The sequence below is a fragment of the Micromonospora sp. NPDC048930 genome, assembly GCF_043197935.1.
GTDB lineage: Bacteria > Actinomycetota > Actinomycetes > Mycobacteriales > Micromonosporaceae > Micromonospora.
In genome coordinates, this window is record NZ_JBICUB010000044.1 from 1 (window position 1) to 1,344 (window position 1,344).

At 67.2% G+C, this 1,344-nt stretch carries 1 protein-coding gene; it reads right to left on the reverse strand.

What is annotated here, in order from left to right; translation table 11 throughout:
- Window positions 1–55: 55 nt before the first annotated feature.
- Window positions 56–1,300 (reverse strand): IS256 family transposase, encoded by a 1,245-nt coding sequence (locus tag ACGFI9_RS37865; protein ID WP_393186022.1) that lies wholly within the window; start codon window positions 1,298–1,300, stop codon window positions 56–58.
- Between the last annotated feature and the right edge of the window lie 44 nt (window positions 1,301–1,344).

Here is a 1,344-nt window from a genome sequence, read left to right on the forward strand (position 1 = left end):
GGTCACGTCCGCGTTGGTGGTGTAGGAGACGGCCATCGCGGGATCCGGTCTGATGTTATGCGGCGATCGGGGCGGGGTTGGGCTGGTCGGTGTCGTGTTGGTCGGGCTGGAAGGGGATGAGGCGTGCTTTGGCCAGTAGTTCCAGGCCCATGTAGCGGCGTCCTTCGGTCCATTCGTCGGTCTGCTCTGCGAGGACTGCGCCGACGAGGCGGATGATCGCGGCCCTGTTGGGGAAGATCCCGACGACGTCGGTGCGGCGGCGGATCTCCTTGTTCAGGCGTTCCTGCGGGTTGTTCGACCAGATTTGTCGCCAGATCTCGCGCGGGAAGCTGGTGAACGCGAGGAGGTCGTCGCGGGCGGCATCGAGGTGCTCGGCTGCGGCCGGGAACTTGGCTTCGATGGTCGCCACGACACGGTCGAACTGGGCTCGGACGGCGTCGGTGTCGGGTTGGTCGAAGATCGTCCGGACGAGTGTGGCGATCCACGGCTGCGCGGACTTGGGCACCTTGGTCAGCAGGTTCCGCAGGTAGTGGGTGCGGCAACGTTGCCATGCGGCCCCGGGCAGGGCGGCGCCGATCGCGGCCACGAGGCCGGCGTGGGCGTCGGAGATCACCAGACGGACACCGGTCAGGCCGCGGGCGGTCAACGATCGCAGGAACGCCAACCAGCCGGCGCCGTCTTCGTCGGAGGCGACATCAAGGCCGAGGACTTCGCGTTGGCCGTCGGCGTTGACGCCGACGGCGATCAGAGCGTGGACGTTGACGGTCCGGCCGGCTTCGCGGACCTTCATCGTCAGCGCGTCCATCCACGCGAACGTGTAATGGCCTGAGTCGAGGGGCCGGTTGCGGAACGCCTCGACCTGCGCGTCCAGGTGAGCGGCCATCTCCGAGACCTGCGACTTCGACAGCTGCCGGATCCCGAGCTGCTCGACCAGCTTCTCCACCCGCCGGGTTGACACTCCAAGCAGGTAAGAGGTGGCCACGACCGACACGAGGGCCTGCTCGGCCCGCCGGCGGTGCGTCAGCAGCCAGTCGGGGAAGTACGAGCCCTGACGCAACTTGGGGATGGCCAGGTCGATCGTTCCGGTACGGGTGTCCCACTCCCGATGCCGGTAGCCGTTGCGGGAGTTCACCCGCTCGTCGCTGCGCTGCCCGTAACCGGCGCCGCAGATCGCATCCGCCTCGGCGGACATCAACGCCTGCGCGAAGGTCTTGACCATCGCCTGCAACACGTCCGGAGACGCGCCCGTGATCTGCTCGCGCAGCAGGTCAACAGGGTTCACACTCTCAGATGCGGCCATCGCGTTCCTCTCCTTCATGACTTGGTCGTCTCGAAGGATCACGC